Origin of the sequence: Halobaculum roseum, from assembly GCF_019880245.1 — an archaeon.
In the GTDB taxonomy this organism is placed as follows: Archaea; Halobacteriota; Halobacteria; order Halobacteriales; family Haloferacaceae; genus Halobaculum; species Halobaculum roseum.
In genome coordinates, this window is sequence record NZ_CP082287.1 from 18,289 (window position 1) to 44,699 (window position 26,411).

General features: G+C 60.2%; 27 protein-coding genes. 22 read left to right on the top strand and 5 right to left on the bottom strand.

The window, feature by feature from the left end:
- The first annotated feature begins 2 nt into the window (after positions 1-2).
- The 13 genes from K6T36_RS15325 (at position 3) to K6T36_RS19255 (ending at position 14,130) form a co-directional block, all read left to right on the top strand.
- The gene (locus K6T36_RS15325) at positions 3-1,064 is read left to right on the top strand and encodes a TrbL/VirB6 family protein (RefSeq protein WP_222923581.1); all 1,062 of its coding nucleotides are present in this window, start codon (positions 3-5) and stop codon (positions 1,062-1,064) included.
- A 6-nt stretch (positions 1,065-1,070) separates the two neighbouring features.
- Positions 1,071-2,192 (top strand): TraC-like domain-containing protein, encoded by a 1,122-nt coding sequence (locus K6T36_RS15330; protein WP_222923582.1) that lies wholly within the window; start codon positions 1,071-1,073, stop codon positions 2,190-2,192.
- On the top strand, positions 2,185-4,410 hold the full coding sequence (locus K6T36_RS15335) for a VirB4 family type IV secretion system protein (protein ID WP_390182306.1): 2,226 nt from the start codon (positions 2,185-2,187) through the stop codon (positions 4,408-4,410). The genes K6T36_RS15330 and K6T36_RS15335 overlap by 8 nt, the downstream gene beginning before the upstream one ends.
- The gene (locus K6T36_RS15340) at positions 4,403-8,224 is read left to right on the top strand and encodes an ATP-binding protein (RefSeq protein ID WP_222923584.1); all 3,822 of its coding nucleotides are present in this window, start codon (positions 4,403-4,405) and stop codon (positions 8,222-8,224) included. Before K6T36_RS15335 ends, K6T36_RS15340 begins: the two co-directional genes overlap by 8 nt.
- A complete protein-coding gene (locus K6T36_RS15345) occupies positions 8,221-9,105 on the top strand; it encodes a bifunctional DNA primase/polymerase (RefSeq protein ID WP_222923585.1) in 885 nt (294 codons plus the stop codon). The genes K6T36_RS15340 and K6T36_RS15345 overlap by 4 nt, the downstream gene beginning before the upstream one ends.
- A complete protein-coding gene (locus K6T36_RS15350; protein WP_222923586.1) occupies positions 9,102-10,625 on the top strand; it encodes a primase-associated protein in 1,524 nt (507 codons plus the stop codon). The genes K6T36_RS15345 and K6T36_RS15350 overlap by 4 nt, the downstream gene beginning before the upstream one ends.
- Before the next feature lie 542 nt (positions 10,626-11,167).
- Positions 11,168-11,608 carry a DUF8030 family protein gene (locus K6T36_RS15355; RefSeq protein WP_222923587.1) on the top strand — a complete coding sequence of 147 codons (441 nt, stop codon included), beginning with the start codon at positions 11,168-11,170 and terminating at the stop codon, positions 11,606-11,608.
- Positions 11,609-11,786: 178 nt separating this feature from the next.
- Positions 11,787-12,332, top strand: a complete 546-nt coding sequence (locus tag K6T36_RS15360) for a hypothetical protein (protein ID WP_222923588.1) — start codon at positions 11,787-11,789, stop codon at positions 12,330-12,332.
- Between the two features lie 73 nt (positions 12,333-12,405).
- Complete coding sequence (locus K6T36_RS15365) at positions 12,406-12,696, top strand: DUF8069 family protein (protein ID WP_222923589.1); 291 nt, start codon at positions 12,406-12,408, stop codon at positions 12,694-12,696.
- Positions 12,696-13,022: a DUF7558 family protein gene (locus K6T36_RS15370; RefSeq protein ID WP_222923590.1), complete on the top strand. Its 327-nt coding sequence runs from the start codon at positions 12,696-12,698 to the stop codon at positions 13,020-13,022. The genes K6T36_RS15365 and K6T36_RS15370 overlap by 1 nt, the downstream gene beginning before the upstream one ends.
- Before the next feature lie 84 nt (positions 13,023-13,106).
- Positions 13,107-13,472 (top strand): MarR family transcriptional regulator, encoded by a 366-nt coding sequence (locus K6T36_RS15375; RefSeq protein ID WP_096396394.1) that lies wholly within the window; start codon positions 13,107-13,109, stop codon positions 13,470-13,472.
- Complete coding sequence (locus K6T36_RS15380) at positions 13,469-13,810, top strand: type II toxin-antitoxin system PemK/MazF family toxin (protein ID WP_222923591.1); 342 nt, start codon at positions 13,469-13,471, stop codon at positions 13,808-13,810. The genes K6T36_RS15375 and K6T36_RS15380 overlap by 4 nt, the downstream gene beginning before the upstream one ends.
- Positions 13,811-13,824: 14 nt before the next feature.
- On the top strand, positions 13,825-14,130 hold the full coding sequence (locus K6T36_RS19255) for a DUF8158 family protein (RefSeq protein WP_486606366.1): 306 nt from the start codon (positions 13,825-13,827) through the stop codon (positions 14,128-14,130).
- Positions 14,131-14,482: 352 nt separating this feature from the next.
- Here the strand turns inward: K6T36_RS19255 and K6T36_RS15390 are convergent, their stop codons facing one another.
- Positions 14,483-14,764: a hypothetical protein gene (locus tag K6T36_RS15390; protein WP_222923592.1), complete on the bottom strand. Its 282-nt coding sequence runs from the start codon at positions 14,762-14,764 to the stop codon at positions 14,483-14,485.
- A 422-nt stretch (positions 14,765-15,186) separates the two neighbouring features.
- Here K6T36_RS15390 and K6T36_RS15395 point away from each other — a divergent pair, with 422 nt between their 5' ends.
- From K6T36_RS15395 to K6T36_RS15415, 5 genes are all read left to right on the top strand, one after another.
- The gene (locus tag K6T36_RS15395; protein ID WP_222923593.1) at positions 15,187-15,363 is read left to right on the top strand and encodes a hypothetical protein; all 177 of its coding nucleotides are present in this window, start codon (positions 15,187-15,189) and stop codon (positions 15,361-15,363) included.
- A 90-nt stretch (positions 15,364-15,453) separates the two neighbouring features.
- Positions 15,454-16,695 (top strand): RNA-guided endonuclease InsQ/TnpB family protein, encoded by a 1,242-nt coding sequence (locus K6T36_RS15400; RefSeq protein ID WP_222923594.1) that lies wholly within the window; start codon positions 15,454-15,456, stop codon positions 16,693-16,695.
- A gap of 210 nt (positions 16,696-16,905) precedes the next feature.
- Positions 16,906-17,469 carry an ArsR/SmtB family transcription factor gene (locus tag K6T36_RS15405; protein ID WP_222923595.1) on the top strand — a complete coding sequence of 188 codons (564 nt, stop codon included), beginning with the start codon at positions 16,906-16,908 and terminating at the stop codon, positions 17,467-17,469.
- Positions 17,470-17,547: 78 nt separating this feature from the next.
- On the top strand, positions 17,548-17,967 hold the full coding sequence (locus tag K6T36_RS15410; protein ID WP_222923596.1) for a hypothetical protein: 420 nt from the start codon (positions 17,548-17,550) through the stop codon (positions 17,965-17,967).
- A gap of 179 nt (positions 17,968-18,146) precedes the next feature.
- Positions 18,147-18,563 (top strand): hypothetical protein, encoded by a 417-nt coding sequence (locus K6T36_RS15415; protein WP_222923597.1) that lies wholly within the window; start codon positions 18,147-18,149, stop codon positions 18,561-18,563.
- A 111-nt stretch (positions 18,564-18,674) separates the two neighbouring features.
- On the opposite strand, the gene K6T36_RS15420 is transcribed toward K6T36_RS15415, so the two are convergent.
- Entirely contained in the window at positions 18,675-19,112 is a 438-nt protein-coding gene (locus tag K6T36_RS15420) for a hypothetical protein (protein ID WP_222923598.1), read from the bottom strand.
- A gap of 620 nt (positions 19,113-19,732) precedes the next feature.
- Complete coding sequence (locus K6T36_RS15425; protein WP_222923599.1) at positions 19,733-20,848, bottom strand: outer membrane protein assembly factor BamB family protein; 1,116 nt, start codon at positions 20,846-20,848, stop codon at positions 19,733-19,735.
- Between the two features lie 886 nt (positions 20,849-21,734).
- Here K6T36_RS15425 and K6T36_RS15430 point away from each other — a divergent pair.
- Both K6T36_RS15430 and K6T36_RS15435 read left to right on the top strand, forming a co-directional pair.
- Positions 21,735-22,631, top strand: a complete 897-nt coding sequence (locus K6T36_RS15430) for a DNA-binding protein (RefSeq protein WP_222923600.1) — start codon at positions 21,735-21,737, stop codon at positions 22,629-22,631.
- A gap of 218 nt (positions 22,632-22,849) precedes the next feature.
- Positions 22,850-23,785, top strand: coding sequence for a manganese-dependent inorganic pyrophosphatase (locus K6T36_RS15435; protein ID WP_222923601.1), 936 nt, complete (start codon positions 22,850-22,852; stop codon positions 23,783-23,785).
- Between the two features lie 102 nt (positions 23,786-23,887).
- Here the strand turns inward: K6T36_RS15435 and K6T36_RS15440 are convergent, their stop codons facing one another.
- The gene (locus K6T36_RS15440) at positions 23,888-24,394 is read right to left on the bottom strand and encodes a phosphatase PAP2 family protein (protein ID WP_222923602.1); all 507 of its coding nucleotides are present in this window, start codon (positions 24,392-24,394) and stop codon (positions 23,888-23,890) included.
- A 216-nt stretch (positions 24,395-24,610) separates the two neighbouring features.
- Here K6T36_RS15440 and K6T36_RS15445 point away from each other — a divergent pair, with 216 nt between their 5' ends.
- Complete coding sequence (locus K6T36_RS15445; protein WP_222923603.1) at positions 24,611-24,781, top strand: hypothetical protein; 171 nt, start codon at positions 24,611-24,613, stop codon at positions 24,779-24,781.
- Positions 24,778-25,764 carry a magnesium/cobalt transporter CorA gene (corA, locus tag K6T36_RS15450; protein ID WP_222923604.1) on the top strand — a complete coding sequence of 329 codons (987 nt, stop codon included), beginning with the start codon at positions 24,778-24,780 and terminating at the stop codon, positions 25,762-25,764. Before K6T36_RS15445 ends, corA begins: the two co-directional genes overlap by 4 nt.
- A gap of 53 nt (positions 25,765-25,817) precedes the next feature.
- Here corA and K6T36_RS15455 read toward each other — a convergent pair whose 3' ends face one another.
- Positions 25,818-26,387, bottom strand: coding sequence for a magnesium transporter (locus K6T36_RS15455; RefSeq protein WP_222923605.1), 570 nt, complete (start codon positions 26,385-26,387; stop codon positions 25,818-25,820).
- Between the last annotated feature and the right edge of the window lie 24 nt (positions 26,388-26,411).

A 26,411-nucleotide genomic window follows, 5' to 3' on the forward strand; every position in this document is an offset into this window, starting at 1 on the left:
CGATGGTAGACCTCATCGACGTCGTCCTCGAAGGGATCAAGGGCGTTGTGGACTGGTTCATCGGTCTGTTCATGGACGGCCTTCGGTCGGGGTATCAGACTCTGACTGAAGAGATGTTTGGGACTCCCACTCCCCACACTGACGGAGCGTTCATTTTCGGACAGCCGAGCAATGCCCCGTGGCCGGCGATTCAGGAAGGTCTCGTGGGTGGCGAGATAATGCTAATCGCCCTGTTGTTGCTCGTGATGAGCGTTCAGGGACGCCACACCATCCGAATCTTCAACATCGGGAGCGCATACGAAGCTCGGAAAACCAAGAAGACCGCGTGGGTGGGTGCGTTCCTAATAATCACTTGGTACTGGATTGGTGCCCTCGCCCTCTATCTCGTCGATGGATTCACAATCGCGTTGATGCCCGAACTGTCCTCCCTCGCAGCAGCGATGCTGCAATTCATCGCTGGTTCAATCACTAATCCTGGGTTGGGTCTTCTCTTTGCTCTGCTTGGCGGTATCTCCATGTGGGCGCTTGAGGCGCTGTTCTACATTCGGCGGATTCTCCTCTACGTATATCTGTATGGGATGCCCATCGCGTTCGCTCTCGCATACGGAAACATCCCGGTAATATCAGACGTAGCGATGGGGTTCAGCAAACGGTTCGTTCCGCTTGCTGTTCTCCCATTGCCTGCAGCGATGGTTCTGAAGGGGTATGATTTGTTGTACTCCGGCGGAACCCTAACACCAGAGACAGCGTTCCTCAAGTACTTAGTCGCGGCTTCGCTCCCGCTGGTTGCGCTGTACGTCACCTGGAAGACGTTCAAGTACGCGACCCCGCTGACCGCGAAAGTTCTAGGTGGCGCTACGAAGGGAGTTGCTCTCATCGGCGGCGTGGCTGCCGGGGCCTACGTTGGTGGGGCTGGCGTCGCGACGACCGCAGCCCGATGGGGGCCCAAGGCCGCCGCAGGGCACGCGGTGGCCCAGAAAGCAGCAGCTCGAGGGACGAACGGTGACGAAGACAGCGGGACGCCGTCCTACCGGCGGACCGAGAACGACCCTGGAAGCTACTAACAACCCATGTCGATAGATCAAGACGCAGCCGCACGACGCATCATGGACCAGTTCGGCGAGGAGAGTCGCATCCCCTACCTCAACATCGAGGAGGGTGACGTCGGCGTCCTGATCGCCTTCCCGATCGTCGGCCTGTTCATCGCTGGCCTCACGGGAATCGAATCGCTCGCACTTCCGTTCGTCGCCGGTGGGTTCGGCTTTGGCGTCGCCATCGTCTACGTCTCTCCCGACCACCTGAACGCGTGGACGTGGACCAAGGACGTCTATCGGTACGTCAAGCGGCCGCAGATTACCTTCAGTGCTCCCGAAGACGCCGACGGGACCACCAACGAGACAGAGCGCAACGAGGGCGGCCTTGCGAACTACACGCCCTTCAAGCCGGACGAACGTACGCAGGACCTCACGAACATCGAGCGAGCGTGGCCGGGCGCAGGCGCCATTCAGCGGGCCGACGGGACGATGGAGGCGTTCATCGAGATCGACCCCGACAACATGGACTTCGCGATGTCCGACGACTGGGCCCAGCTCCAAGACGCCGGCGAGGACTTCGCCAACAAAGAGCTGGACTCGAAGCTCAAACTCCACGCTACAACCCGCTCATTTCCGGTGGAGCAGATCACGGAGAACATCGAGGACCGCCTGAACGACGAAGACGTCACGGAGAACCCGATCTTCAAGGAACTCCTCGAGGAGTACCGGGAGACCCGGCCGAAGGAGATGCGAGAGCGCGGCATCCAGCAAGTGCGATACTACATAGGGATCCAGGTCAGCCCGTTGGAGGTCTACGACCGCTTCCGCGACGAGGGCACGCCCGCCGAGAAGCTGACGCAGTTCCCCGTCATCGGCTTCCTGTTCAATCCGTTCGTCACCCGTCGTGAGGATCTCACCGACGTCGAACGTCGCGCTCAGATGTTCGAGAAGCTCGACAGTCGGGTGAACGACGTGCGATCTGAGTTCATCCAGCAGGCGTCCGGATGGTCCGCACGTCGGCTCAGCACGGTCGAACTGTTCGTCCTGAATATGGACTTCTGGAACGGTCGCGAACACGACTACGACGAGGCAGAGCGTATCGTTCGCGAACAACCGATCATCGGCCAGTCGCGCCGGGAGGATGCGTTCGATGCGTAGCGTGATCCTCCAAGCCGGGGGCGGTGTGGGCAGCCAGCTCGTCAGATGGCTCTCCAGTCCGACCTCTACGGAGGGCGCGGCGCTCTATCTCCTCATCGTCGTCCTGCTCGGTATCGGTGGAAAACTCCTCTGGGACTGGTACACCGAAGACGACACGGAAGAAGTCGAGTTCTCCGACGTACTCGACGAAGAGACACTCGAACAAGGCGAGGCCGAACGCAAACTCCTCGACGACATCGCCGAGTCACACAAGACGGTGACCGCGCCGGCTGCCGCCGAGTGGGAAACGCGAGCCGCACGAGTCGGCGAGCAGTGGACGACGACGCTGTACATCGCTGACTACCCGGACTACCCCAACGACGGCTATCTCTCCGAGCTCTTCGAGATGACCGACGTGCAGTTCGATCTGACGGCCCACATCACGCCGAAGAACCAGGAACGGGCCCGGAACGAACTGCAGGACATCGCCGATGACCTCCAGGTCGACGCTGACTTGGAACAGAGCGTCCGGAGTGCCTACCTCCAAGAGCGGGCCAACGAGGCCGCAGCGACCTACACAGCTGTCGAGAACGGCGCGAGCGTCTTCGACCAGGGGATGTTCATCACCGTTCGGGCCGACGAGAAGGACGACCTCAGAGACGCCGTCCAGAAGGTCAAGAGTGCGCTTCGTGACGACCCGGCGAACCTCACGCCGAAGACGGCAATCTGTCGGCAGGACCTCGCCCTTCAATCCGCCGCGCCCATCGGCGACAACGAGTTCGGCCGAACGTCAATCGCGCTCGGCGGTGCTGTCGGCGCATTGCTCTCCTCGCCGCACAACGCGACGATCCTCGAGGAGGGCGGCGTCGAGTTCGGGATTCACAAGGACAACCAGAGCCCTGTGGTCATCGACCCGTTCGCCCGAGACAACGGGTACGCGATGTTCACCGTCGGCGACACGGGCTCGGGGAAGTCGTTCAGTTCCAAACAGAACTTCATCCGGTCCATCGAACAGAGCAAGGACCGTATCGGGATCATCCTCGAACCGCTGAACAACTGGGCCGGTGTCTCGGAAGCCCTCGACGCCAAACGGATCACGGTCGGCGGGACGCTCGGTCTGAACCCGCTGGAGATCCGGGAGACCCCAGAGCACGTCCAGCGGGCGATGGGTGAGGACGCGAGTCCGTTCAACGAGAAGCTCGACGACGCGATGAGCTTCCTCACGAATTTCTTCGCGCTCCGCGGTATCTCGCTCGGCGACCGGCGGACAACGCTCGAACTCGGGCTAAAGCGCGCCTACAAGCGCCAGGACATTACGGACGACATCTCCACCCACAGCAATCCGAGCCCGACCATCCGCGACATGATGGACGTCTTCGAGGATATGGTCGACGATCCCGAGGAGTTCGTCGTGCGGTCCGACGAGGAATCCGGGAAGATCAAGGAGGACGCAACGTGGCTGCTCGATCAGCTCCGCCCCTTCGAAGACGACGGTCGCCACGCGAATCTCGGGCAGGAGTCTGATTTCGACATTCGAGACGAGAAGGTAATCTATCTCGATCTCGCCCAGCAGGAAGGGAGCGTGGACAGCAGCACAGCACTGACGATGCAGCTCCTCATCTCGCTGGTGTACGAGCGAGCGAAGGTCTCGGACAAGGAGGTCGTGTTCTACATCGACGAGGCTCGCTACATCATGCAGGACGCCGCCAGTCTGGCGTTCCTCGAGACTGTCTTCCGGCACCACCGCCACCACGACCTCTCGATCCGGCTGGTCACACAGACCGTCGACGAGTTCTTCGAGCACGCCGAATCCGAAGCGATCCTCGATCAGTGTGCCGTCAAGCAATTCCACCGCCTCGACGGGATGGACGAAGACTGGGCCGACGAGTTCGGTCTGAACTACGCACAGATGCGGTTCGTCCAGGATGCGGTGCCCGGCAACGAGGACGCTGGCTTCTCCGAGGCACTGGTCGGCGTCGACGGCGAGTGGCGCGGCATCCAGGTCAAAGCGATGCCCAAGGAGAAACAGGTCATCGACTTCGACCCGACTGCCCAGGTCCGCTCCTCGCTCCCCGGCGCCGGCGACAGCGCTGTCGATAGTGAGATGGAGGAATTCCAAGCGGAGCTTGAAGAGCGAGTAACGAATGGAACGAACGAAACGAACACCAGCGAGGATGAATCCAACGCCGTCGCTGCCGAGCCGGATGGCGGGTCAACGGAGGGAACCGACGATGGCTGACTACTTACGCGTCACTCCGACCTCTGAGCAACTCGATGCCGAGAGCATCCCCCGCGTCCTTGACAGCCTCCACAAACTGACTACGCCGGGGGCGTCAGGCCTCAGAGCAAAGCTGAACCCACTTCACGGTGAGACACCGCCTCGGTTCGAGTTCCTCGCGATTAGTGATGGGCCGGATGAGCCGGTGGAGTTCTTCTACGGGGCCGATGCTCACCTCGATACTGTGGAAAAGCGGCTCCGCTCGATTTACCCGTCCACGTTCGATATCGAACGCGTCGATGTCGACGTCGCCGCCCGTCTCATTCAATCGGTCGAGTTGACACCAGAGGAGTTCGTCGAGCACTACGAAGCCGGGCGGCTTCAGTACGAGTTTGGTCCAGGGGAGCAGTACGAGCACGTCGACGAAGAGCCGGCTGACGCTGGCTCAGCGAATACGGACCCGGTCGTCGACGGCGGCACGGTAGCCGCCACAATCCCCGACCATCACGTTGTTGTTGGTGACTCCGTCCTCGAACTTGCCCCACCCGAGACACTCCCCGAGGACGAGCAGTGGCCATCGATCGAGAAGCCGACGATGACGCCGAGGGGGACGATCCTGGCACGACCAGCCGAGGACGCCGTCTCCCCGCTCGGTGTCCAGTGGTGTGGGTCCGCGTCTCGGAAGCAGGACTGGATGACGTCGCTGACGCCGTTCACAGCGGATGAATCAGACGGGAATCTCTCGTCGGTCGATCAACCGGGTGCCGCGCTCGCGACGCTCATCGACCACCTGATGGAGGCGACAGCCCCAACCGCGTTCCAGGTTGTCTTCCAACGACGCAGCAGCTGGCAGTCCGACGCGGAAGTGCGGAAAGAGGACCTCGTCGACGGCCGAGACACGTTCTTCCAAGAGGTCGTCGGGTCGTTCCTCGAGGTCGAGGACCACCGGAGCGACCAGGACGAACGACAACTCAGTGAGTCCGTCGAGAAACGGATCGAGTACATCGACGCGAAGAACGCCAAACGGTCGTTCACGGCGAACATTCGCGCCGTCGGCGTGCCTGCTGATGGCTCTCGCGAGGATCTCGATGCTCGCATGGATTCGCTCCTCCCGGTGTTCGATACGCTCGATGGGCCGTTCTACGAGGTGGAGGGACAACGGCTCCGGGAGAGTGGTTTTCGTGAGAAAACGAAGGAGAAGAACGCACGGGCCGCGCTCCAGCGTCTTCTCAATCGAGAGCTGACGACGGGACGGGGGAAGACCCGGCCTGAGCTGGTCCTCAGCGGGACGGAGCTCGCGAACTTCGTCCTCGTCCCCTCCTCCGAACAGTTGACCGTCGAAGGGACGCGGGGAACGAGGGCCGAACAGCAGAGCCGCAATCCGCTACCGTGGCCGAATCCCGACCTGATCCAGCAGTTCCAGAACGGGATGGAGATCGGGTACGCTCTCGACGATAACGGGGAGCCGCGACCGGATCCGATCCAAATCCCGCCGGATCTGTTGCCGACGCATTATGGGCGGTTCGCGTCGACTGGTGGCGGGAAGTCGAAGGCCATCATCAACGACGCCCTCTCCCTGCGTGAGTCGACTGGTGGGCCAGTCGTCATCGTCGATCCGAAGGGTGACGGGATGTGTGAGAACTACCTGCGCTGCCACTACGAGCGGTTCGGTGGCTTGGACGACGTCTACCACTTCCGCGTCCCGGAGACGATCCCCGCGTTCTCGTTCTTCGACATTCGGCCGGCGCTCGAAGCGGGCCGTAACCGGGAGGACGCGATTCAGGACAAGGTCGACCACTTCCACGACATCCTCCGGATGATCATGGGCCGCGAGCAGTACGGCCAGGCGTTCGTCGCGAACGAGATCCTCAGCTACCTCATCAAGGCGCTGTTCGACGAGGAGTACGGCAACGACGTGTTCGGGCTGGACGACCTCTTCGCCGCCGCCCTCCGGATGCAACGCGACCAGACGATTCCGCCGGTTTCGGCGGACAACCAGAACATCGAGGAGTCGCTGACGCGCCACTTTGCGAAGGACAACCACCAGTTCCAGGTGTCGATGGACGCCGTCGGGAACCGCCTCGACAAGCTCAAAGAGGACGCGCATCTCCGGCGGATCTTCAGCCACGACCCTGAGCAGAACGACGCCGGCGAGTACGTCGACAACCGCTTCGACTTCCGCGAGTTCCTCGATGAAGACGCGACCATCATCTTCGACCTCGGCGACCTGCGGCCGGAGGCACAGCGGGCGATCACACTCCTGCTGTTGAGCAACCTCTGGGACGCCGTGCAGGTGCGCCGTCGCGATGGCCAGACCGACTACGAGAAGCTCACGAACCTCATCATCGAGGAGGCGGCGCCGGTCGCGTCGACGAAGCTCGTCACCGAGCAGCTACTGCCCCAAGGCCGGTCGTTCGGCCTGAGTATGGGGCTCGTGATGCAGTTCCCCGAGCAGGTGCGGAACCGGAACGAGCGGGCCTACGACGAGGTGTTGAACAACATCAAGACGAAGCTCGTCGGGAACATCTCGATCGAGCGCGACCTCGCGGAGTCGCTCGCCCACGAGGACCTCAGCCCGACCGAACTCCGCAACCGGATCAACACGCTCCCGAGTGGGGAGTGGATCGCTCAGCTCCCGAGCCCGTCGTTCGGGGAGACTGGGCCGCCGCCGTTCTCGCTGAAGCCGCTCCCAATTGCGCCGGGGCATCCAGAAAGCGACCAGCCACTCACAGAGCCGCAGGAAGACCATTTCGAGTCCGTGACCCGGCCGCGGATGGTTGAGCGCACAGCGGCCCAGTACGGGCTGACAGCGACGACTGAATCGAGCCCTGCTCCGGAGGAGACGGGCTGGGGAAGTTCAGGAGCCGACCCGGCGGTCTCGTCGGTTGATGGAGATACGGGGGGCGACCCGAACCAATCCGCTTTCATCAGCCACGCGACGAGCGAGGACGGGTCGACGTCGACGACTCAACCCGAGACGGACAGCGAGTCCGATGGCGACCACGGGGAGGTCAGTTCGTTGTTCGGGGAACCCATTGATAGCGACGAGGACCCCGCTGGCGACCAGCCAGAGCAACCGGCGAACGGGTCAACGCCCGTTCAGGACAGCGGCATTCCCGTTCCCGATAACGAGCTTCGAGACCGCGGGCTCAGTCGCGATGACGTGCGATTCCTGAACCGAGTCCTCGACGTCATGAACAGAGAGGACGACGAGTACACGCTCTTGAAAAGTATGCGCCAGCTGCGAGACGACTACGAGGACCTTCATCTGGAGCGGCTCACGGAACAGGAGCTACTGGACGAGGGATCAGCCGCTGGGCGCAAGTACTACAGCGTCCTTCCGGACGGGCGTGACCTCCTCGGCAGGGAACTGAACGCCGGCCCCGGCGAGGGTGACCTCGGCGAAAAAACCCCGCACAAGGTCGGCGTCCGGCTCCTCGAGTCGTGGCTCCAGCAGCAGGACGACGTCGTTCGCGTCGAACCGTACTACGAATACGACGATGGAACGGTGTTGGATGTAGCCGGGTTCGACGATGAGGGCAATCTGGTCTGGGCAGGTGAAGCGGAGCTCGCGAGTAACAACAGACACGCCCCGGTCGAGGATTACGACAAGCTCAGCGCCGTTGACGGCGACGCAGTCTGGGCGTTCAACACTCGGGAGACGGCCATCGACGTGCTTGACGCGCTGGCCGACGCCGACAGGATCGACGAGCCTGTCAGTGGGCGGTCGGCGCGGTCGTTCGCGAACATCAGAGACGCCGTCGACGAATTCGATGCTGACGGCCTGACCACCGTTCGAGGGTTCAAAAATCTCAAAGAGGAACTCGAGTCATGACGTGGCGACAGGCAACTCGTGAGGAGATTTACGCCTACTACGCCGAGGAGTTTCCCCGCTATGTCGATGACCTGCCGGACTTCATCTCGGCGACGGGCCCGAAGCAGTACGCCGTCGCCTTCCGCGAGGCCCACCCGGTTCGCAAAGACGAAGTGCCGGACAAGGACTTCATCCGGCGGGATACGTGGCAAACGGATCCATCCGGAGATCGAACGACGGCGGAGTTCAGCAGCTTCGAGGACGTCGGTGAGTTCATTCGCCACCCCGCACGGAACGACCCGCTTGGCCGAAGCGAATTCGCACTCGCTGATCCAGAAGTCTTGGAGCAACCGGATCCACGCCCCGACGCCGTCTACTACGCACTCGATCACTGGGAGCGGCCGTGGGTCCTCCTCGTCGATATCGACGCCAAGGAGATCGCTCGAGAACGAGCCGCGGATGCCGTCTCGGACGACGTCGACGATCGAAATGACGAGGCGCTTCTTGACGCCGCCGGCATCCTCGACGCCGAGCCAACCGGATATCCGTACGCCTTCGAGGACGTCGACCAAGCCATCGAGTACGGGTTCGAGGTGCGCGACATCTTCGAGGACGATTTCGGTGCCGAGGAGACGATGGTCGTGTACAGCGGGCAGGGCGTCCACTTCTACCTGCTGGATACCGACCCGGCTCACCGGTACGACGAGCAGAGTCGCGAGGTGTTGAACGACCTCCTCCTCGAGACGTACGACATCCCCATCGATCCGGTCGTGACGGCCGACCGCCGGCGTGTTGCTCGCCTCCCCTACTCACTCCACGCCGACGTCTGCAGCATTGTCCAACCAATCGAAAGCCCGGCGTTCGACGTTCGGTCGGCGACGCCCGAGGTGATCGACGAATGAGCTCCAGTACGCCCACCGACGACGAGGACACAGCGTATCGAGTTGCGGCACTCCCGCTGGAGTACGGCGAGACCCGAATCAATCAGCTGTTTACGCGTGGCTACAACCGATACGTCGTCGACGGCGAGGACCAGCCCGAGGACCTCGTGAACGATCTCGAGCGGTTCGGCACGGCGGCGTTCAAAGAGCAGGTTCGTGCCGACGCCGCCGAGGAGCCGTTCGTCGACGAGCCGGGAACGCTCGCCGTGCTTGCAACGCTGAGTGCGATCTGTGTAAAGGAGCACCCGAAGTTCGAACACGCGTCGCCCCGGAACATCCAGGTGCTCTACGATATCCGGGAGCTGTACGTCAACAATCTCGCCTCACTCATCCGCGCCCACGGTGATGGATCGCTCCAGCAGGACATCGCCGACGTGCTGTACAGCAAGGAGCCCGGTGAGGATGGCCCACACCCTGGTCGAGTCTGTACGGGCATCACGGAGATGCCGGAGTTCGGGAATGGTCTCTTCCTCGAAATCCCGATGGCCGCAGCGTCACGCAAATGTCTCGTACGGGAGGACCAGGGGTCGACGGGGAGTGACGATGGCAGAGAGATACTGACGCGAGTGAAAGACAACAAGCTGTACGTCCCGGTCGGTGATTTCGACAGCAAGTATCGGGACTATGCTGAGCGGGCGTTCAAGAAGCTCCTGCGGGTGCAAGAAGACGGGCTCTCCGACGACCAGCTGACGTGGCTGACGACGAACGAGTCCGCGATAACGGAGCGGATCGACCGCTTCCTCGAGACCGGCCATCACGAGCGCATCTGGCGGAACTGGGACCGTGGCGAACGGACGATCCGCGTCCTCCGACGGGCTCTGAGTGACGCGCCCGACGACGTTGCCCAAAAGGGTGAGTTCCACACGGCAAAAGAACTCTATCGAGCGGTTGCGGCGTACGACGCTGAAGATGACTGGGAATCCTCTGTAACGGACTGGATCTCGAGTCCGAGCAGTCTCGCGAAGACGCTGGCCGACCACGAGTCACACTCGGCCGTCACGATCGATCGCGACGGGCGCGTCAATACGTATCGAATCGGGCGAGCCGGAACCGGCGCCGAACAGATTGAGGTGCGAGAAATCGAGGATCTTTTCGAACTCCCCTGTATGGCGAATATGGAGGAACGGCTCCACGAGAAAAAGCCGGTGCGGAAGGATCTCTACAACTTTGCACGAATGGTGATGTGGCTCCCCCAGTACCAGGACAGTAGCCTCGACGAGATTGTCGCAGACCTCAAGGACGTCTTCTCGCGATGGCCGTGGTACGACGAGCAGGAGACCGAATACCAGGTCCGCTACGAGTTCTCGAACACCATCGACGGCGACACGCCGTTGCCGATGAACTGCGATAACGACGATCTGCAGCGCTACTGCATCGGCCAGGACCAGTGTCCCTACTCGATCTGGGGCAGCCTTCCGTTCCCGGATGAGATGTACGAGCAGGTGGACGAGGAATCAGCTGGGCCTACTGAGCAATTCTAAGTAATAGACTTCCCTCAGATTTTTGAGAATTGTGTTGCAGACCGAAGCCAGTCCTTTCAGAATCCCCGTCGAGCAATATTCAGCGGCTAACACAACCAGATTCGAGTGAATCGGGGTGTTTCACGATTGGAAGTGTCGAGTCGGGGGGCCTCGGGAGACTCAGAACAGGTGAAGCGGCGGCCCGGTGAAATTTTGATACGCCCGGGATCACCATCATTACCCTCTCGTCGAGCAAATTTTGGGACTCCAGTATTAGTTCCGAACTCGTCGAGGTATTTTCTACGACTTCAAATCGGCCCGACGGGTTTCTTCTTCGATTAGAGCCCGTCATAGCGTCTTGCATATCGCGGTTTTCGTCCAAAGAAAGAGGCGATATGCAGTGTGCGAAGGCCGCCGGCTCTCTCAGGCCGAGGGGCCGTCACCCAGAGATTGGAATCTGGAACTTATCAGATGTAGCGCATAGGGTGAATGGATGCGTTTCGATGGTGTCTGTCGCCCCCACGAGGGGGTGGCGGGGCACATCATGTGCCCCCGGATAGACGATGGCTTCGGAACGACGCAGCGAGACACGATCAGCGCATCAAGCGGCAAGTACCCCGGACGGCCAGGCGCCGTGGGCAGACCTCCAGGTGGTGGTCCCGACCGAGCGAGATCACACGTCGGTCGTTGCCCTCGTGGAGTGTGCTCTCGTCGAACTCACGCACGAGGCCGTGGGCGCCGTCTTCGTCTCCCGGCAGGTTGGGCGGTCGACGCGGACGCAGTACGTCGCCGCCGACGACGTCGGCGAGCAGTTCCAGAAGCGGCACTTCGACGACCGGCTGGGCTGGCACGAGACCACCGTCCCTCGACGAATCGTTCGCGACGAGCTCATCGCCCAACTCACACGGTCGCCCTCGGCGACGGCGGAACGGCCAGGTGAGGGAGCAGCCAGCAAGCCAGATACCTTCACCGTGAAGCCAGTTCGAGAGCTCCGAACACCGTAGCGGCAAGAGTTAACCAACACTTCGAATCGATATCGACACTGTGTTGGTTAACGATGGGGCCGGAGCCACACCCTCGCCCCCGCCCTCCGCCCTGATCCTCGAGTGAAGACCTGACGACCAGTCGGTCCAAACGGTCGTGTGACGGGTTTTATCGGGCCACTGTTCGTCGAGAGCGAGTATGGTCGTCGTCGAGGAGGTCACCAAACTGAGCGCGCGCCGCACTCAAACCTCGTCTGAGGCGTTTCCGGACGATGCGCTGGCGTCGATTCGGGCGGCCGTCGAAGCCGTCCCAGCAAGCGTCTTCGAGGGCTCGACGAAGCACACGGAGGTCGGGGCGTTCGATGCCGCAATCGCTGATGGGCTCTCGCAGTACGAGTACGAAGGGGACGCCGCCGGCGGCTACAACCCGAACTGTAAGCTCTGGTCGCATCAGGGGTTTAACTACAGCGTCGACCTCTACGACGCCGACGTCCGCATCGCCATCGAGGTCGAGAAGAGCGAGCGGAAGAACGTCAGCGACGACCTCCTCAAGTTCCAGAAGGGATACCGCACCCAGAAGGGCGGCCGGCCGAAGATCGAGTTCGGCTGTCTGGTGGTGCCGGTGAACTATCTCGGCCGGCATAACCTCTACCAGCACAGCCTGACCAAACTCGATTTCATGAAGGGCGTCCTGTTCATCGACGACGTCGCCGTCATCGGCTATCGCGACCCCCGACCGGACTGACGCTGTTCCTCCTGACTGTTTGTCGGCGCCGGGAGGCGTGCAGCGCGCGACAGCGTGCGCGGCGTGACTCACTATGCCTGGTCCCGATCCTCACGACGACACGAGTCGCGACTACGAACGGTTCGAGAAAGCACAGCTCGCTCAGGACCGCGACGCCGCCGGCATCGACACGGCGGACGTCGACGACGCAACGGCCGAGAACTTGGTCAACGAGCTCATCGACGCGGACGTCGTCACTCCGGTTCCCGCGGACCACGTTCTGGTTCACGAGCCGAGCGGCACCACGTTCGACTCGACGACACAGTTGGCCGCCTTCCACCGTGGTTGGGCGGCCGGCCGCGACGCCGACGCGGAGGACGAGTGATGCAGCAGACCCTCGTCGGCTGTGCGTTCTGCGACGCCCCACCCGGCACCGAGACTGGTGAGGCCCACACCTGGGGACAGGACGAGCGGGTCACCCACCCGATCTGCGTCGACTGCGCGATTCAGACGGAGCCGGATCCCGACGAGCGCGATCACGTCGCCTGTGACGGCTGTGGCCTGGTCGTCGACACGCTTGCGGCGCTCACCCGGTTCTGGGTCGAGCTCGGGCACCTCGAAGGCCCGTTGCAGCTGTGCGCCCGCTGTAGTCCGGGCGGGCTCGCGACGTACTGGACGCGCGACCTCGAGGAACATATGGTTGAGCAGTAGTTGGCTTCTCACCCGATAGCCCCGCGCACCATCACGTTGAAATACGCCGATACACCTAATACACTCACCGACAAAGAAATACATATGCCCATCGACATCGAGACCTTCGAAGCCTCCCCCGAGGACCACCTCCAGCGCTCCGGGGAGACGAACGCGGACCGCGTGATGCGCTTCCTCGCTGCGCACCCTGACCAGGCGTTCACGCAGAGCGAGATTCGCGACGCAACTGACGTCAAAGCAGGGAGCATCAGTGTCGTCCTCTCCCGCCTCGAAGACCGAGGGCTCGTCCGGCACAAGGGCAATTACTGGGCGCTCGGTGAGGTCGATGATGTCGCCGCGTACGCCAGCATGCTCGAGAGTACGCGAGCGGCCAACGACCGTTTCGGTGAAGAGGACATAGACGAATGGTTGGAGCACGCTGTCGACGACGAGGACGAGGCGACTGAATGAGCTATCAGCGTGGGGATGTCGTCTGGGGACCTGACCCGTTCAAGTCGGGAGAGAACCCTCGTCCGTGGCTGATTCTCAACAACGACACGCATCCATTCGGTGAAGAGGAGTATATGACGGTCACACTAACGACGACACCCCACGACGAGGGGATTCCCCTCGACGACACCGACTGGGTCGAGGGCGGGATGCCTCGGCAGAGTTACGCCTCGCCGTGGGCCGTCGCGTCGCCGAAGCACGCCGCGATTGTTCGACGCCAGGGCCGCCTCGAGGAGTCGTTCGTCCTGACCGTCGTCGACGCACTCGAAGCGTATCTCGAATCACCGACCGAGGACTGACCGATCACACGACCGTGTACGACGTTCAAGAACGAACTGGCAATCCCGCGCATCCATCTGTCGACAGGGTTTGTGAGCGGCTGCTCGACCGTGCGGCTACTCCGCGAACGGATCACCCGGATGCACATCTCGATGAAACGATGGCCACGGTTGTCGATCGATACGGGGACGCAGTCGTCCAGGCGGTCATCCGTCGAATCCTCGTCGACGGCGTCCCGTTTCGGACGGCCGCTGCAGATCACGATGTGGCGGCACTGGATGGTGTTCGGATCGGAACTGTCGCAACGCAGGTTCTCCGTGAACTGAACACGGACCCGTAGGCGTCTTTGAAAGCCCTCGGCCGCTCGACGTCCCGCGACCGCCGCTGCGCGCCTCGTCCCTGCGGTGCTTGCGGGGTCGGGGGACGGCCGAGGCGCCCTCGCCCTTTCTGAGTCCGCCAGGACGGTAGATGGCTCACCGAGCGACGTCGCCGGCTGGACAGGTGTGTACGTAGCGGCGCGCCCCGCTCGCCGCTGCCGCCCTCCGCGTCGCTCGCGACCGACCATTCGTGGAGGGTTCGATGTAATCGCCAAGTTGGCGACAGCTTTTGACAGCCGTGCTGAATACAGAGCACGTCTCTCGCACGGTGGTTACTGCCGACGACGCAATCAAGAGATTCGATCTCTTCAACTCTCAAAAATCATCGTCCGGGCCGTCAAGACCAGTAATCGTATTGTCAGTCGAGTGCTCACTCCAATCGATGTCCGCGAGGTAGTTCGCCCACAAAAAGTACCCACCGATAGCTGTGAATGGAATACCGATTGCTGAGACGACGAGGCCCACCATACGACCGCTTGCGGCCGAGTAGATTCCAAAGCCGATGATGGCGAGTCCCAGACAAAACAGCCCAACCAGCGCAATACGTGCGAATATACTGATGATTCGAACGTACAGTGACTGAGAACCCTGCGGCATGTGTAGCAGCGTTGAATGATTGGAATTTCAATTTTTCGGTGCAGAGACGTGACACGTCCCACCACTAAGCTACCCCCGTCCGACTGCTGGCTGTCGTGTCGAGTCAGAGAGCGAAACGCGGGCTGAATCGACCGTCTTCTGTCAACTTCGTCGCCTCTCAACGGCGATACAGGCACACTTGCTGGTTGGTTCCGCTATAATCGAGTGAGCAGACTTCCTTAGGTACTACACTCAGCCTCTATATTCAGCACGAGGTTCGTGTCATAATTTGAGGATAACCTACAGAACCACTTACTCCAATCTCGCCGATAGAGAGTTGCTTTTCGCCAGTCAGGGGTGCAGGTGTCTCAACAGGCCTGTGACGCAACTTCAGTGACGCAAAATGAACCAGCGTATCCAACGACGTGAGGTGAACCGGATCAATGTCGGTTGACCTCAACGAGATCGAGCAAGCAGAGGTCGACCTCGAAGAGTGGTTAGTCGAACAGTCAGAGGCCGGTGTTCCCGAACTCGTCCTCGTCGGTCTCCTCCGTGACTACGCGGACGACGTCGAGGACCTTGGCTACGTCCCACGGATGTGGGGCAACAGCAAGCGGTGATGTGAGTCCCGTTCGACTCGCCGTTGTTTTTTCGCGCCCGCGATGGGCGGAGGCGCGACGTGATCGGGCCTCCACCAGAGAGGATTACACATGAGACGAACGAATACCTTCGATGTCGTCCCGCACTCCGAGACGGCAGAAGAGATCCTCGTACGGGTGCTAGACGCCTCGGCAAGCCTCTGGAACACACTCACCTACGACCGCCGACAGCAGTTCTTCGAAGGAGAGAGTGTCTGGGAATGCGATGGCTACTACGACGAGTATGTCGACGTGCTCGGCGGTGCGACGACCCAACAGATTGCTCGCGTGAACGATACCGCGTGGCGCTCCTTCTTCGAGCTTCTCGACGAGCCAGAATACGACCCGAGTCCACCCGGCTACTGGGGAAATCGTGACGACGGTCGAGAACTCCGGACCTACATTCGAAACGACGCATACACGCTCCAGTGGAACGAGCGCTCACGACTGGAGATACCCATCGGAATGGACCTCAAAGACGAGTACGGGTTCGGGATGTATGACCGACTTCGGTTACCAGTTCGCGGGAAGCCGAAATGGCGAGGAGATAGTGGTCGGCTCGAAATCTCGTACGATTCAGTCGAAGAGACGTATCGTGTCCACCAGTCCGTAACCGTCGACGACGTCGAAAGAAGTGACTCAGATGACTCTGAGGTAGCCGCGCTCGATCTCGGTGCAAACGTACTCGTGGCCTGTACGACGACAACCGGGGAGCAGTATCTCTACAGTGGACAAACCCCGTTCGATCGGTTCCGAGAGACGACTAACGCTATCGCCAACGCCCAAGCGAAACTCCCCGACGGACAACACTCCAGTCAGCGAATCAAGCGTCTCTATCGCAAGCGCTCTCGACGGCGCGATCATGCGGTGAACGCGCTCCTCCGTGACGTAGTTGAACGGTTAGACGAAGCTGGTGTTACAACGCTCTACCACGGCGATCTCACCGGAGTGCTCGGTGAGTACTGGTCGGTGGAGGCGAATCTCAAAGCACGGACCTTCTGGGCGCATCGGCAGTGTATTGATAGACTCGGATCAGTCTGTGAAGAGTATGGAATCGACGTAGAAGCAATCTCGGAGGCGTGGACGTCCCAGACCTGTCCAGAATGTGGCGAACGGGACCGAACACGCCGGCATCGAGAGACGCTCACCTGTCCGTGTGGTTTCGACGGCCACGCCGACCTCGTTGCTTCGAGAACATTACTCGAACGAGCAACGAACACAACAGTCAGGCCGACGGCACGGCCCGTGCGGTTCCAGTGGGACGATCACCAGTGGTTTCCCGTTGAGGGTGCCGCAGTGTCGCCCAACGAATAGCGCACAGACCCGCGAGGTGCCGCCGTAGCGTCCTTGACGCTAGCGAGCGGACGCTTCCATTGTGTGGAGTGGATGTCGACCCGCTGGACGCTTGCATTACTCGGACGTACTCCAAGTACAGCTCTATCTCCAGAATAAGGCTACTGACTAGAGAAGGCTGTATCACGCGGACACAATGGACTTATGACAGTACGAGATGGACAAGAGAGCATGTCTCTGTTGCCCTCCACTGACGACGTGACTGCCGAGCAAGAGGGCGACATACGAGTTCTCGGTGTGGAGGAAGATGAGACAGCAAACGTGTTTGAGGCCCTTTCGTCGGAAACGGCGCGGCGTATCCTGACTGCAATTTACGACGATCCGGCACCTCCATCTGAACTTGCTACCCGACTCGATCTGTCCCTGCAGAACGTCTCCTACCACCTCGACAATCTCGAAGAGGCAGGCGTGGTCCGTGTGGCCCATACCCGGTACTCAGAGAAGGGCAAAGAGATGAACGTGTATGCACCCGCAGACGACCCCGTCGTCGTCTTCGTCGGCACCACGGAACGTAAAACGGGACTCCTCGACCTACTGAAGCGGCTCGTCGGCGCGACGGGGCTCTTGTTTCTCGTCTCTGCCTTCCTGTTCGTCTTTCAGGCATTTGGACAGCCCGGTGGTGCAGGTGATGCGCCGACGATACTAGAACTCCTCTCATTCCCGGGCCTTGAGTTCCTCCTCGGGGGACTGTTCGTCCTTGGACTGGTCGTCCTGTGGTGGGCCCGGAACAGATAGATGGTCGACATCCTCGTCTGTCAAAATTAATTTTGGCCCAAACATCGTACTAAGGGCCCTGGTGGTCAACTGACGTGTATGTCACGTACCTCAACGCAATCGATCGTAACAAGAACCTCGATTATCGGCGGCTTGGTTGGTGGACTGGTCCACGCAGGTGTGGCTGTTTTGCTCTGGAATCGTTGGTTCGATAACCTGTGGGAACTGCTCATGACCAAACCACTCAATGGAGCGTATATCGTCCTTGGAATGTTTCTCCTTGGATTCGTTCCAGTTCTGTTTTATGTAGGTGAGAAAGTCAGATCGCCCGCCATCATCGTCGCTGTATTCCTGCTCCTTTCAGGATTCGGCTCGTGGCTGGCGGGGCCAGTTCGTCCACCATCTGCTGTGCCGACACCATTCGCTCTGTATATCCTACTTTGGGTCGGCGTCGTCGCTCTTGCGGGTTTCACAGGGAGACTGGAATTTCGTCGTAAACAACGAGCCGCAAGCGCGTGATACTGGCCACCTCGGGAACGACGCATTGTCCTGTCCGATAGCGCTCCACAAAGGTCGAAGTTTGGTTCTTTGACGGAAGGGTGGCATCAATATTTAGTGGAATGACTAAACCGGCGGCCTTGAGGATTCAGCCTGGATGACCCGAAGGCATATAATCAAATGAGTGGAATATTCGGTATATGAACGCCCTGAAAAGCCTCCACATGGCAGATAAACCCCCTCGAGTTGGCTATCGCGGCCTCGCTGCGCTATTGGGTGTTGTAACGCTAGCAACGTTCGGGATTGACCGATTCCTGTACGAAACGGCTGGTCAATCACTTGGAGAAGTACCGGCGTACGTGATGGGCGGTGTCCTACTCGTCGTCGGGGTGAGTGCCTTCTACGCATCAGTAAACGGTAAAGACATCGGAACGGCAGTTCTCCTCTCGTTAGGGCCGGTTGGGGGACTTTTCGTGTATTTAATCGGGTACCACCTCGTTTTGCCCCCGAGTACTGACTCTCCGACGTGGCTCATATTCCTCGCCTTTGCCGGAGTCCTCCTTGCGATTGGGACTGTCGCACACCTTTGTGGTCGTTTAGTCAAACGAGTATTCTAAACCTGTTTTGGAGCGTCCTCCTTCTGTTCGCCAGCAAGATTTATCGCCATCAGCGACACAACATGGCCCCCTCCGAGGTTGGTCTAAAGGGAGATCACGTATATCTCCCAATCAGTCAATCGTATTAGTCTGCGAGAATTTACGACCACGGAGCCAGTATTCTATCGCCGCCAGAATACCGTAGGCAACGAGATAAAATGGTGCCCACACAAACACGAAGAGGAACCCGGGCGAATCCCCTTGTCCACTTCCAATTGGCGGGATATACACGAGTATATGCCAGAAAACGAGGATGCCTATCAACAGCGCCCCCGGGCTACGGATTTCATAGCGAAGCCAGAGCAAAACGGGAATCCCTATCGTTACCAACCCAAACGCCATAGATAATGCAAGCGCGTCCCAAAGTGTTCCTGAGATTGAAACATTCGAGGTTGGAAGGAGGCTATACGCGAACACACCGAGTGAATAGAGGACGCTGACTGCAATGCTGATGGCGAGGGGACGCTCCCATGTTTCCGACGCCGAGAACCACCGATGGAGGGCCGGCATACTGCACTCTTGTACTTGCCCGAACATTACTCTTCACTGGCTCTGTTGAAATTCTATTTTCTGGACATCTTCCCGCTGGAGCAGCGGTTGGATAGGTGGCGAATCTACACCTATGCCTGCGGAGAAGGAGCCAGAGATAACCCTACATATCGGCTCCGCTTGTAGAGGTAGTGCAGACCGATAACCACGCCGAGAACAGGCGCGAAGAACATCAACGAGTACCACATCGATGGTTTCCAATCAGAAGATTCTGCGACGTAAATTATGTCAAAGTACAGTCCCACGATGGCAAGTGCGAGGGTAATGAAAAAGCCCACAAAGAGGAATCGAGCCACCCAGACATACGCGCTCGAAGAAGGGTAGTCCGAAGGTCCCAGTATCACTATAGCAAGCAACTGGATTCCGAGTACCAGATATGGGACTACCAAAGTAACCCACCACTTGTCTTTGATCGAGTCGCTGGTACGGAGGGCTGATAATTTGCGATTCAGGCGGGACATCTATGCAATCCTATGAGGCAGTTGAATATGATGATTGCGACGATATACAACAGATCTATCTCTACCGGATTCTGCTCTTCTCTCCTGATAGAACTTCTGTCGTTCTATAGAAGTGTACTCTTACTCGCTGCTCCCGATAGCGTAGATCCGCCCATCAGCGATCCCGACGTAGCACATCCCGTGCGCCAATGCGACCTCTGTGTCCATGATGTAGCCCGCCATCCCGATGTCTGGGACCGTGATATCGATGGCCCACACAGGACTGTCACTCGTCTCGTAGGCAACGACGGAGTCGTTCCGCGGCACGACCACGCCACCGTCACCGGCGGCAGGGGGTTGGTTGTCCCCACTCTCGGCCGACCGCCAGCGAATCGCCCCGTCCGAGATATCGATTGCAACGAGCCCTCCGTGATACGTATTCACGTACGCAGTATCTCCTGTGACCGCTGGTGAGGGTATCGCGTTCCCGTAGTCCTCGTCGACGACGGTTGTCCGCCACAGTACGGTTCCATCAGCGGTATCGGCGGCGACGAGTTCCTCGGCAATGCCCGGGACGTACAGACGGCCCTCGGCGACCGTCGGTGTGCCCTGAATATCCGGACAACACTCGTCAGGTGTGGCGATCTGTTTGCTCCACTGTCTCTCACTGGTCGTCGCATCAAGTGCTGCAATACGTCCGTCAGTTAATCCGACGTAGACGCCGTCGTGGTCCGCACAGATCGCTGTGTAGCACTCCCCGTCGATAGGTGTGCGCCACTGTTGGGTGCCATCCAGCGTGTAGGCGTACACCGCGTTGTCCTCGTCTCGCGTCGCCAAGTAACAGGTTCTGTCCACGACTGCTGGCGAGCCAGTCACGTCCGGAATCGTCTCCGTCCACTGGATCGACCCGTCGTCGCGGGCGAGGGCAGTCAAGGCCGCCTGCTCGTAGTCCGGACCACGCGTGACGGCCAGGAGTGTGTCGTCCGCGAGTGCGAGTCCGACTGCACGGCCCGTTTCAAGTTGCACATCTAGTTGCTGCTCGCCGGATTCAGCATCGAACCCTGCAAGGTAGACGACCGAATGCTCAGCGTCATCCGGTGACTCGACATAGGCGAGGTAGACACGCTCCGGGCCGACGACCGGGGCCGTTGCGCCATGTGGGTCGTTCCCCGGCCGCCGAAGCCAAGCGACGTCGACGTCGCCGTGTGGGACTGTGGAGGCCGCGTAGCCGGTTCGGCCGCCATCGTGTCCCTCCATCAGCCAACGACCAGACGTCGTGTAGCTCGCGATGTACGCGTCGTTCGTGAACGGCTTCGGCACCGACTCCCCACCTGAGAGGCCGGGGACGTTCGGGGCGGTACACCCGGCCAGAGCCAGCACACTTCCGCCAGCCACAGTCTGTCGGAGGAGGTGCCGACGCGTCAGCGAGACCATATGAACAGTGGACAACACTGTGTCAAACGTCTTCTGGAGGGACAAACAGCTGCTAGCGTTTGGTGCGGTCACCTCGAAAGCCCCCGGACGCTCGCCGGCCGTGACTCGCTGTGCGCCTCGTTCCTGCAGTGCTTGCGTCGTCGGGGCACGTCGGGCGTCCGGCCCCTTTCAGTCCCGCCCGGAGTCTGTTGCTAGGCTCGTGATCCCCATCGGTTGACTGGTGTGGTACTATACGGCACGCACCGCGCGCCGCATTCCGCCCTCCGCGTCGCTCGCGACCGACCATTCCGGGCTGCGCCGAGCAAGCTCGGCGTTCCGGGCTAAAGTGAATCTGGTCTCGACGCCAGCATTAAGCGCGTTTTCGGTTGCGCCCCTCGCGGGCTTTCGCGTTCCAGCGCTTTGGGCCGTTCCGCGCGGCGAGTCATACCACGACTCGCCGTGCTCACGACCGTCGCCCTGGACACGGACTCGCAGTCCGGGCCGGACACGAGAAACGGCTTAAAGCTGGCCGCTCGCTCCGGGCGGGTCGGCGCGCGGTGCTGGTTGGGTGACCTTCCTTTGGCGCGCTCTCGCTCGCGCCCCAAGGGGCGCTCGCGAAGGCGCGAGCGAGAGCGCGCAGATGGTTCTGTCGGTCGTTGTCGTCGGAAAACCGCGATGTAGGAGCATCGCGGTGTCGGGCGCGTGAGCGCCTTCGGATCAGTGAGATCCAATGTCAAGTAACAACGCTACCAGTAATGTAGTTTCGGTCGATGAACAGGCATTCGAAAAAGCGGACGAAGCGGCGGTCGATGAAGAGGGCTTCGAGGTCGTCGATGAGACCCCGGAGTTCCAGGCGACGGTGCAGATGGAGGTGCAGGCAAAGGTCGATGCGAACCACCCGGACGGGATGGTCGACACCAGTGACGAGCGGATCTATGGGGCGACCCTCGAGCAGGAAGAGCGCATTCGGGCGCGGGAGGCTGAGCTGGAGCGCATCAGTGCCCAAGCAGAGATGGGGACGCAAGAAGGTCGGGCAAAGCGGACGCGAGAGATCGCGGCGAAACGGAGCGCTGAGCAGCGTGCTGAGTTTCAGAAGCGGGCGGCGAGCGTGAACCCGATGGCGGACCCGGAACGAGGCGATCCCCGTGCAGAACTCACGCAGGAGCAGTTGGCGGCGGTGAACAAGCAGTCGATGCGGCTGGCGGAGAAACTGGATGGCTGGTCGCGAGCGGCGATTGGTCGGCGGCTGGGTGAGGCCGTGGTCGGTGGGAAAGACCTGATGAGTGCGGTCGTCGGGGTGTTCGAGGAGTTGCAGACGGCTCCTGGGACAGTGGTTCCCATCGGGAAGCTCGAGGACGTCAATCGCAAAGAGGTGAGCATCGAAGGTCAGGTCGAGACGTTGTGGGATCCCTCACATCCGAGCATCGCCCAGGTCGGACTCATCGCGGACGACAGTGGCCAAACGCGGGTGACGATCTGGGAGAAATCGAATGCTCCGTGGATCGAGGAAGGCGAGCAGGTGCGCATTCACGGGGCGGCACGGAACTGGTACGAAGGACGCGTCTCACTGGCCGTCACTGGGTGGACGACCCTGCATTTCCCTGAGCGCGGTCGGTGGTGGGAGTAGCCGGTCGTCGCGGTCTTCTTTTTTTGCTACGTGCCGGACCGACCCTGACCCCGCCTCCCCACCCTCCGCTCCGTGCTCGCTACGCTGCGCGCGCAGCCACGACCTTTGACACCGACGACGAGAACGAATCACTGAGAGAGAAAACTGAGGTTAGATCACCGTTCACGACCCATTCATGAAGAGCAGTACTCTTGAATCGAGACCCCATTTGCACCACTATGTCTGAACCGATCTACGTCGTTGGCCACCAACAACCTGATACCGACACGATTTGCTCAGCGATAGCTTATGCACGGTTGAAGAAGAAACAGGGTGCAGACGTCGTTCCTGCACGAGCAGGACCTCTCAACCCAGAAACACAGTTCGTCGTCGACCGATGGGATGTCGAAGTACCGGCACGTCTCGACGATGCCGCAGGCGAACAATTGATTCTCGTCGATCACAACGAGTACAGCCAAACGGTGGCCGGAGCGGAAAAAGCAGAGATCGTCGAGATTATCGACCACCATCGTCTCGGCGGCATCGAAACGAGCGAACCCATTCTGTTCCGAAACGAACCTGTCGGGTCGACTGCGACGATTCTCACACAGCTGTTTGACGACGCGAACGAGACGATCACCACGCAGACCGCGGGGCTGTTGCTGAGCGGAATTCTCAGTGATACTGTTGTGCTCCGGTCTCCAACGACGACCGACCGAGACCGGACTGTAGCCGGGCGACTTGCCGATATTGCTGGTGTGGACTACGAAGCGTACGGAACGGATCTCCTCTCGCAGAAGAGCAAAATCGGGGAGAAGAGTCCCCGAGAGATGGTGCTCAGCGATTTCAAAGAGTTCGACTTCGACGGACAACACGTCGGCATTGGACAGATCGAAACGGTAGAGCCGTCGGCCGTATTGGATCAACAAGAGGCCGTCGTTGAGGCCATGAACGAGGTCGTTACTGAACGCGACAACGCGGTGTTTTTGCTCCTCGTTACGGATCTGCTCGAAGAAGATTCGACTGCACTCGTCGCTGGTCCAGAAATCGAACTCGTCGAAACGGGGTTAGACACGACGTTCACGGACCACGAATCGTTCCTCCCGGGAGTGATGTCCCGGAAGAAGCAAGTCGTCCCGTTGCTGGAAGACGCCTTCGGCGCTCATTCCGCTTGAGAACGTGAGGGAGATATCCGGGTGGTGCGGTGGATTCGACAGATACACTGTTCGATCCGATAGACATCGCCGAAGGACAGAGAGAGACGGAACCGCCAGTCATTACTCGGTACTGACTGCCGATCGAACACGGTATTCAACCTCAATTACGTTCTCGGCGAGCTGTTCTACAGACGCCTCGATAGTAGCGACAAACGCGATAGCGACGATGGTGGCAGCGAGTGCACCGATGATGTCGATCGGCCAATGATAGCCGACCGCCACTCGTGCTGCGCCCACGATTACCGCCAGAGCCACGAAGGCTGTACCAACCGCATAGTGTTTCTGCCAGAGTGCAGCGAGCGCGAAGGCAAACAGGACGGTCGTGTGCTGGCTTGGAAAGCTGTTAACGGGTGTATCGGACACGATCGTCTGCTGGACCTGGTAGGGTGCAGGATGTGCGAAAAACAGGCCGAAGCCGTAGGAAACGGCGATGGCGACGACCACGGTGGTAAACACCTGAAACGCATCTACTCGATAGCCCAGTAGCCACCCAACGATGAGAGATAGTGGAACAACGTAGATGAGCTCGTTTGCAGCCCCTACGAGCAGAGAGGTCACCAGACTCATACTTGAAAAAACTCGGTGTGTGGGTAGAAGGTATCGGTCGTCAGTTTCAGCGAGAACTCCTACCTTTGACAGCGCAGTGTCTCTGACCGACCAGTTCCGCTACCTGACGGTCCTCTCTCACGCATGATCGCGTGGTCGGGCAACAGACACCGGCAGAAGAGCATATCGAGACGTCCTCACCGCACGTTCTTTTAGGTGGGAATATTCCACGCCCACATGGATCGAAGTACAATCGCTGGAATCGTCCTCTCCCTCATAGGACTCATTGGGTACGTCGCCGGGATATACGTCGCCTATCCCGGCCGGGCCTTTTCGATTACCGTACTCATGGTCGGCATCGCACTCGTCGCAATCGCACAACAATCTGCCACGAGGGGAGGCGCATGAGTCTTCACGCGATGGTGTATACGGCTGATGGCGTCGAGCGTCACGACGATCTCGACACTGCGCTCGAAGCACCCGGTGAGACGTGGATCCATGCAAACGACGTCGAACCAACCGAGATGAAAGCACTCAGAGACCGCTTTACTATCCATCAGTTGGCTGTCGAAGACGTGCTGCACGAAGAAACGCGGCCGAAAACCGAAGAGTACGACACCCACACGTTCGTGCTGATGAAGACAGCACGTCTGAGCCAGCGCGACGATGTCGAGTTCCACAAAGAAGTTCGAACGCACCCAGTGGGCTTCTTCATCGGCGAGGACTGGTTGGTCACGATGTCGACGACGGAGATCGACGTCGTCGACCCGTCAGCGTCGCAGTGGACGAAAAACGGACGACGATTCGTGAACCGTGGCACGGATTTTCTCGCCTACCGGATCATGGACGCCATCGTCGACGACTACTTCGACCTCCTCGACGAGATCGAGGACGACATCGAAGCGGTCGAAGAGCGCGTCCTCGACGAACCGGACCCCCAGATGCTCGAAGACTTGAACGACGTTCGACGGGATCTCCTCGCGTTTCGCAAGATCGCCTGGCCCGCTCGCGAAGCGATGTCGTACCTATCGCGGGGGGACATCCCAGAGGTTGCCGATCGGAACGAGAAGTACTTCCGGGACGTGTACGACCATCTCGTCCAGGTCGTCGACCTGATCGAGACGTACCGTGATCTCACCGGTGGGTCGAGGGACATCTACCTGAACGCTGTCTCGCAGTCGACGAACGAGGTGATGAAGACGCTCACGGTCGTCGCGACCATCTTCATCCCGCTCACGTTCGTCGTCGGGGTCTACGGGATGAACTTCACCGACACGCCGTTCGCGATGCCGGAACTCTACTGGACGTATGGCTATCCAGCGGTCATGATCGGGATGGGAGTTCTCTCAGGGATGATGCTCGTCCACTTCCGTCGCCAGGATTGGATCTGAAGCATCCCCTTCAGCTCAGACTATCTCGATATCGGTCCTCACCTGACGGGAATTCACAGTACTGCAAGCACGAGTTTTGTTGCAACGAATAACGACGCCATCCCGAAGATGTCACCGGCGGTCGTCATCGCTGGCCCGACGAGATCGTCGGGGTTCATTCCCCGACGATACCCCACGAACACCACGACGACGATGACGGCGGTCAACACGAACCCAGCGAGCACACCGCCAACAAAGGCAATGAAGACGAGTACCCAGAGCGGTGCGACGGCGTGACCAATTACCGAGAGAATCGCGAAGGTGAGAATGGCGGCGAACACGCTCGCGGTCAGTCCGTTGAGCAGCGCCGCCACGACGGCGTTCACGAGGCGGTCGTCCGGTTCGAACACCGGATCGAGCAACCCCTGGTGGAGGGCACTCGACAACCGAGACCCCAGCGACCCGTAGACGCTCCCACGAATCGCCAGAAACGCCGGCACCATCACGAGCAAGCCCTGAACCGCTTTGAGTTCGGCGTCCATTCCCCCGAGGATCGTCCCTGCGAGCAACCCGCCGAACGCACTCACCAGTACCGTCGGAAGGGCGCTTCGATACGAGTTTGTGACGACTGAGACGACAGACATGACTATTCGGTCGGGGGCTGAACA